Origin of the sequence: Capnocytophaga sp. oral taxon 380 str. F0488 (assembly GCF_000318255.2) — a bacterium.
Taxonomy (GTDB): domain Bacteria; phylum Bacteroidota; class Bacteroidia; order Flavobacteriales; family Flavobacteriaceae; genus Capnocytophaga; species Capnocytophaga ochracea.
In genome coordinates, this window is sequence record NZ_KB291197.1 from 1 (window position 1) to 6,754 (window position 6,754).

The 6,754-nt window shown below is 40.6% G+C and carries 6 protein-coding genes; 4 read left to right on the plus strand and 2 right to left on the minus strand.

Annotated features, from left to right (window positions below):
- The first annotated feature begins 173 nt into the window (after positions 1-173).
- A complete protein-coding gene (gyrB, locus tag HMPREF9078_RS05045; RefSeq protein WP_009411867.1) occupies positions 174-2,150 on the plus strand; it encodes a DNA topoisomerase (ATP-hydrolyzing) subunit B in 1,977 nt (658 codons plus the stop codon).
- Between the two features lie 72 nt (positions 2,151-2,222).
- Here gyrB and hemC read toward each other — a convergent pair whose 3' ends face one another.
- Positions 2,223-3,089 (minus strand): hydroxymethylbilane synthase, encoded by an 867-nt coding sequence (gene hemC / locus HMPREF9078_RS05050; RefSeq protein ID WP_009419663.1) that lies wholly within the window; start codon positions 3,087-3,089, stop codon positions 2,223-2,225.
- Between the two features lie 117 nt (positions 3,090-3,206).
- On the opposite strand from hemC, the gene HMPREF9078_RS05055 reads away from it, so the two are divergent.
- Together HMPREF9078_RS05055 and hemA are read left to right on the plus strand one after the other, a co-directional pair.
- On the plus strand, positions 3,207-4,127 hold the full coding sequence (locus HMPREF9078_RS05055; protein WP_009419664.1) for a dimethylarginine dimethylaminohydrolase family protein: 921 nt from the start codon (positions 3,207-3,209) through the stop codon (positions 4,125-4,127).
- A 158-nt stretch (positions 4,128-4,285) separates the two neighbouring features.
- Complete coding sequence (gene hemA, locus HMPREF9078_RS05060) at positions 4,286-5,530, plus strand: glutamyl-tRNA reductase (RefSeq protein ID WP_009419665.1); 1,245 nt, start codon at positions 4,286-4,288, stop codon at positions 5,528-5,530.
- Positions 5,531-5,618: 88 nt separating this feature from the next.
- Here hemA and HMPREF9078_RS05065 read toward each other — a convergent pair whose 3' ends face one another.
- Positions 5,619-6,365, minus strand: coding sequence for a murein L,D-transpeptidase catalytic domain family protein (locus HMPREF9078_RS05065; protein ID WP_009419666.1), 747 nt, complete (start codon positions 6,363-6,365; stop codon positions 5,619-5,621).
- A gap of 258 nt (positions 6,366-6,623) precedes the next feature.
- Between HMPREF9078_RS05065 and HMPREF9078_RS12285 the strand changes: the two genes are divergently transcribed.
- Positions 6,624-6,749 carry a hypothetical protein gene (locus HMPREF9078_RS12285; protein ID WP_009419667.1) on the plus strand — a complete coding sequence of 42 codons (126 nt, stop codon included), beginning with the start codon at positions 6,624-6,626 and terminating at the stop codon, positions 6,747-6,749.
- The last annotated feature ends 5 nt before the right edge of the window (positions 6,750-6,754 follow it).

Here is a 6,754-nt window from a genome sequence, read left to right on the forward strand (position 1 = left end):
TGCCTGTGCGGCTCGCACCTTTGGCAAAGTTAATCCTTTTCGCTGGCGCGTTTCTTGTAGCCTCCACCCCATTTTCTCATTTTCTAATTTTCTCATTCTTATTTATCTATTATAAAATTTGCTCATTAATAAATTAATTCATATCTTTGCACCCTTGATTCGATATTAAAATTATGGCAGAAGAATTATATAACGAACAACAAAATTCAGCTGAATATTCAGCAGACAATATCCAATCCCTTGAAGGAATGGAACACGTGCGTATGCGCCCCTCAATGTACATCGGCGATGTGGGTACGCGCGGGTTACACCACCTTGTATACGAGGTGCTCGATAACTCTATCGACGAAGCGCTCGCAGGCTATTGCGATACTATTTCGGTAACCATTAATGAGGATAATTCTATCACCGTGGAAGACAACGGTCGCGGTATTCCAGTAGATGTCCACAAGAAAGAAGGCGTTTCTGCCCTTCAAGTGGTAATGACTAAAATCGGTGCCGGAGGTAAGTTCGACAAGGGTTCTTATAAGGTATCGGGTGGTTTGCACGGGGTAGGGGTTTCCTGCGTAAATGCCCTTTCCGACCATCTTACTGCTACCGTATACCGCGACGGCAAAATATGGCAACAAGAGTATCAACGCGGGGTAGCGATGTACCCCGTAAAACAAGTGGGCGACACCGATAAACGCGGTACTAAGGTTACTTTTCACCCCGATGAAGTAATTTTTGAACAAACTATTGAATATAAATACGATACCCTCGCAGCCCGTATTCGCGAGCTCGCTTATTTAAATAAAGGAATTACTATTACCCTTACCGACCTTCGCAACAAAGACGAAAAAGGTAACTTTATCACCGAAAAATTCTATTCACAAAACGGACTAAAAGAATTCGTTAAATTCCTCGATGGCAACCGTATGCCTATCATCGGAAACGTGATAGCTATGGACGGAGAAAAGAACGGTATCCCTGTGGAGGTCGCTATGATTTACAACGATTCATATAACGAGAACCTACACTCTTACGTCAATAATATCAACACTTCCGAAGGAGGTACTCACTTGCAAGGTTTCCGTATGGGGCTCACTCGTACCCTTAAAGCTTATGCCGATAAATCAGGCTTGCTCGAGAAGATGAGTAAAGATAAAAAGAACCCTGTGGAGATTGAAGGTGATGACTTCCGTGAAGGGCTTACCGCTGTCATTTCGGTAAAAGTAGCCGAACCTCAATTCGAAGGACAGACAAAAACCAAACTCGGTAACCGCGAAGTAACCTCAGCCGTATCTCAAGCCGTAGGGCAAATGCTCGAAGATTATCTCGAAGAAAATCCTAACGACGCCAAAACCATTGTCGAGAAAGTGATTTTGGCTGCTCAAGCACGTCAAGCAGCACGCAAAGCTCGTGAGATGGTACAACGCAAGAGCGTGATGAGTGGTGGCGGTCTTCCAGGTAAACTCGCCGACTGTTCTGAAGAAGATCCAGAAAAATGCGAACTTTTCTTGGTTGAGGGAGACTCAGCGGGTGGTACAGCTAAACAAGGACGTAACAAAGATATCCAAGCGATACTACCCCTCAGAGGTAAAATCCTCAACGTCGAAAAAGCAATGCAACACAAGGTGTTCGATAGCGATGAAATTAAGAATATCTATACCGCTTTGGGTGTAACTGTGGGTACTGAGGAAGATGCCAAAGCACTTAATTTGAGCAAGCTCCGTTACCACAAAGTAATTATTATGTGTGATGCCGATGTAGACGGTTCGCACATCACTACTCTTATCCTTACGTTCTTCTTCCGCTATATGCGCGAACTTATAGAGAACGGACACGTGTATATTGCCACACCACCGCTCTATTTAGTAAAAAGCAAAAACAGCAAACGCGAAGAGTACGCTTGGAACGACAAACAACGCGATGCGCTTTCAGCTGAAATGGGCAATGTGAATATCCAGCGTTATAAAGGTTTGGGTGAAATGAACGATCACCAGTTGTGGGATACTACTATGAATCCCGAACACCGCACCCTTCGCCAAGTAACCATCGACAACGCTACTGAAGCCGACCGCGTATTCTCTATGCTGATGGGTGATGAAGTACCACCACGTCGTGAGTTCATTGAGAAAAACGCTAAGTACGCTAAAATCGATGCGTAGTTATATTATAACAAGCAATAAAAAAGCGCAACACTTGTAACCAAGTGTTGCACTTTTTTTTAACCATTAACGTTAACCTTTTATCATTGTAGCAAGTTTTTCTCCCGTATATTCATCTATTTGAGTGAGTACTTCGTCTATTACCGAAGCCTCTTTGCCATCTTCGCTCCACAAGCCTCCTTTGAAGTAGAGTTTTTCATCTTTAAACTCAGCAAAAGCTCCAATAGGTGCGGTACAGCCACCTTCTAAAGCGCGAAGAAAATCGCGTTCTAATTGAGTAGCTATATAAGTATAATCGTCGTGGAGAGGGAGTAGTTTTTTCTGCAAAGCTACGTTATCCTCGCGCACCACCACTACGATAGCTCCTTGCGCAGGTGCAGGTAGCATCCAATCCAGTACCAAGTGTTTTTCAGGTAATTTATTAATGCGTTCCAAGCCCGCAGCAGCAAAGATAGCCCCATTCCAAGGGTTATCGGTGAGCTTTTGCAAGCGGGTATTTACATTTCCTCTCAAATTCTCTATATTATGATGCGGGTAGCGGTGTAACCATTGCGCCTTGCGTCGCAAACTGCTGGTGGCTATAGTTGCTATTTCAGCCTCCAAAAACGAAAGGTCACCCTTGTATACTAATACATCGTGAGGATTCCCGCGCTTGAGCACCGCCCCTACCACAATTCCTTCAGGCAAAGCCGTGGGTACGTCCTTCATACTATGTACGGCAATATCTATTTCGCTATTGAGCAAGGCAATATCCAGCGCTTTGGTAAAGATACCGGTAACCCCCATTTCGTAGAGTGGTTTGCTTAGCTCTATATCTCCGTGAGATTTAGTGCTTACTATCTCAGTGGGATAGCCTAAGGTTTTTAATTGGTTTTGTACCGTTTTAGCTTGCCAGAGAGCCAACTCACTATCGCGTGTACCTATGCGTATGGTGTTCATTGTATTGAATTTAGGGCGACAAAAGTACAAAATAATTATCAATTAGCAATTGAGAACTGATAAATTTGCTAATTACCAAATTATTTGTATCTTTGCCCAAAACAAGACAATATTAATATGCTAAAATTACATATTACAAACGAAACTGATCAATTAGAAACTGTGATTTTAGGCACAGCTACTAGCAATGGTCCTACGCCAAAGCTCGAAGAAGCCTATGACCCTAAATCGGCGGAGCATATCAAAGCGGGTACTTACCCCATAGAAAAGGATATGGTTGCTGAAATGGACGCTTTTTGTGCAGTACTCCAAAAATACGGCGTAACCGTTTATCGCCCTGAAATCATTACTGACTGCAACCAGATATTCACTCGCGATATCGGTTTTGTGATTGAAGATACTTTTATCAAAGCTAATATACTACCCGATAGACAAGAAGAATTTCAGGCTATTGAGTACATTGTAAAACAAATAGACCCTAAAAAAGTGATAACCCCTCCTGCTGATGTACATATTGAAGGGGGCGATGTAATGCCCTGGAACGACCATATTTTCATCGGGACTTATAAAGAGGAAGATTATAAACAGCAAATTACAGCTCGTACTAATGTAGCAGGGGTGGCTTTTATCCAAAAGCTCTTTCCTCAGAAAAAGGTAAAGGAGTTTGATTTGGTGAAATCACAAACTGAGGCGCGCGATAATGCCCTCCACCTCGACTGTTGCTTCCAACCGATTGGTAAAGACAAAGGAATTATTTACAAAGGCGGTTTCCGTTGTGAAGCTGATTATCAGTATTTGGTAGACCTCTTTGGCAAAGAGAATCTCTTTCATATAGAGCGAGAGGAAATGTACCATATGTTTAGCAACATCTTTTCTATTAGCCCAGAGGTGGTGGTTTCTGAAAAGAATTTTACACGTTTGAACAACTGGTTGCGCTCGCAAGGTTTTACCGTAGAGGAAATACCGTATGCCGAGATTGCCAAACAAGAGGGATTGCTAAGGTGCTCTACTTTGCCTCTCAGTCGCTGTGGCAATTAACAAATAACCAAAATGATAAAAGGACTAATTATTTAGATTGTTTACATATTTTATTTTTTTAGAATAAAAGTTCGTCGTATCTTATGTGATTTACGGCGAACTTATTATTTTTGCGCTTGCGAAACACAACTACTGATAGTATCAATTACTAAAAAACTATGTCACAACCTACTATATCTAAGAATAAAACCTTTTACTGCATTGGGCTCAGCTACCAGAAAGCTGATGCAACGATGCGTGGAATGTTTAGTCTTACCCCTGAAAACAAAGACCAATTGCTCTCCCAAGCTAAAAGTGAAGGCTTTGAGGAGCTATTGGTGATTTCTACTTGTAATCGTACGGAGCTCTATGGTTATGCCGAACACCCTTTTCAGCTGATACAACTGCTCTGTGAAAATTCTAATGGGTCGGTAGATGATTTTCAGAAAGTGGGTTACGTAACAAAGAACAAAGAGGCTGTGCATCATCTTTTTGAAGTAGGGACAGGTTTAGATAGCCAGATTCTTGGGGACTTTGAGATTATAGGACAGATAAAACAAGCCTTTAATCTCTCGCGCGACAAAGGTCTCGCCAATGCTTTTTTGGAGCGATTGATGAATTGTGTTATTAACGCCAGCAAGCGTATCAAGAATGAGACGACGCTTTCCTCAGGGGCAGCCTCAGTATCGTTTACGGCGGTGCAGTATATTATGCAGAATATACCTGAGGTGTCGCAAAAGAATATTCTTCTCTTTGGTGTAGGCAAGATAGGTCGTAATACGTGCGAAAACCTCATCAAGCACACTCAGAACGAACATATTACTCTTATCAATCGCACGCGCGAGAAAGCAGAACAAATAGCGGGTAAGTTTAATGTAATAGTTAAAGATTTTAACGAGTTACAAAATGAAATTAGCAAAGCTGATGTACTCATAGTCGCCACAGGGGCTGCTACTCCTACGGTGTATAAAGATTTTATCAATCCGGCTCAACCGATACTCATTTTAGACCTTTCTATTCCTAAGAACGTGGAGGAACAAGTGGCAACACTCCCCAATGTAACCCTTTTGCATATGGACGAGCTTTCTAAGCGCAAAGACGAAGCCTTAGAGCGTAGAAAAGAAGCGATTCCAGAGGCTTTGGAGATTGTAGAAGAGGTAAAAGAAGAGTTTTTCCAATGGTTAGATAACCGCAAGTTTGCGCCTACTATCAAAGCGTTAAAAGCGAAGCTTGAAAGCCTTAAAGAAGCTGAAATGGACTTCCAGCGAAAGAAAATTGAAAACTTTAACGAGCAACAAGCTGAAATGATAAGTAACCGCATCATTCAGAAGATAACCACACAATTTGTAAACCACTTGAAAGATACCTCGTCAGTAGATGAAAGTATCTGTTGGGTACAAGAGGTGTTTCAGTTAGAAGTATAAGACATCTATATAAGAAAAATAAAAAAGACTGCTACATAGCAGTCTTTTTTATTTTTTAAGTATTCAGATAAGGATAATCAAAATTTATTTAGAAGACGGATTCGTCGTCAATAAGTTTTAAAACATTTAAGTATTTAGAGGAGCTGAGGTATTTTGCATCGTCGTAATAAGCAAAAATCATTGTTTTTTCTTTGATAGTTTCAATGACTTGTTTATATATATTTTCAGGCAATACAGGGCAACCTAAACTTCTGCCCATACGCCCCGTACGAGCTATGTAATTTTCATTGGCGTAATTGGCGGTGTGGATAACTACTGCACGTTTGGCTAAGTTACTATTATAGCCTTTTTCATCGCCGTACAACATTAGACTAAATCCCTTACTACCGATGTAAGTGGTACCTGTAATGTAAAAGCCTATACTGCTTTTGTTAGATTCCATCGCATCTGAAAAAAAGGAGGACTTTATTTCTCCACTATTTCTACCGTGTGCTACATAGGTGTAATACACTATCTTCATCTTCTCTAAGTCGATGGTATAAAAGCGCTTAGAGCTACTATCTTTTGTAAAATCAATAATAGAGAAGAGGTCTTTTTCGTTTAAGCGGTGTTGCTTTTTGAGAGATTGATAGCCTATATAAGCGTAGCGAAAAGCTTCGAAGCTAAGGTCGTATTGGGCGGCGTTTAGCTCGTTATACAAATCTTTAATGTTAAGTTCGACTTTTTTTAAGGCTAATAGTTTTTCATTGCTAAGATGGGAATTTTGGGCATGTACGAAATACAAAAAACTGCTTAATACAAAAATAAGGAATAAGAAAAAATACTTTTTGTTCATAGTGTTGTTGTTCGAAACATTTTTTAATTGTTAAATAAGAATTCATTGCGGGTGCAAAGGTAGTATATTTTTTTTACGTTGTATCAGAAAGGTGACACTTTAACATTTATTTAACACGTTTGAATAATTCCCACAATGCCCATAAGAAGTAGCGTAATAGCCTTTGTGACGGTTGATAGCAGTGTTTTTCAGCCTCACCATAACGCAATAATTGTACCAATTTGATGTTGATAATGCTAAAAATTAGAAAATGAGGAAATGAGGAAATTAGAAAATGAGGAAATTAGAAAATGGGGTGGAGGCTACAAGAAACGCACTAGCGGAGGGATTGTCAGTTTATTTAACTTTGGCAAAGGTCGTAGCACGACGGGCATAGAAAATTAGAGAAT